The organism is Paraburkholderia sp. SIMBA_030 (genome assembly GCF_046535245.1).
GTDB lineage: Bacteria > Pseudomonadota > Gammaproteobacteria > Burkholderiales > Burkholderiaceae > Paraburkholderia.
On record NZ_JAWRXB010001003.1, the window covers coordinates 1 to 257 of the forward strand.

Below are 257 nucleotides of genomic sequence, written 5' to 3' on the forward strand. Positions count from 1 at the left end.
CGCTCGAACAAAAACAGCAGCTGGATATTATCGCCAGTCCGCGTCTGCTGGCCTCACATCTTCAGCCTGCCAGCATTAAACAGGGGAGCGAAATTCCATATCAGGTTTCCAGCGGGGAAAGTGGCGCGACGTCGGTGGAATTTAAAGAGGCCGTCCTGGGGATGGAGGTCACGCCCACGGTGTTACAAAAAGGTCGCATCCGGCTGAAATTACACATCAGCCAGAACGTTCCGGGGCAGGTGCTACAGCAGGCCGAT

1 pseudogene is annotated in these 257 nt (G+C 55.6%); it reads left to right on the plus strand.

From position 1 onward, the window contains the following. Positions 1-257, plus strand: a pseudogene (locus SB772_RS43040) (type IV pilus secretin PilQ); the annotation flags it as partial.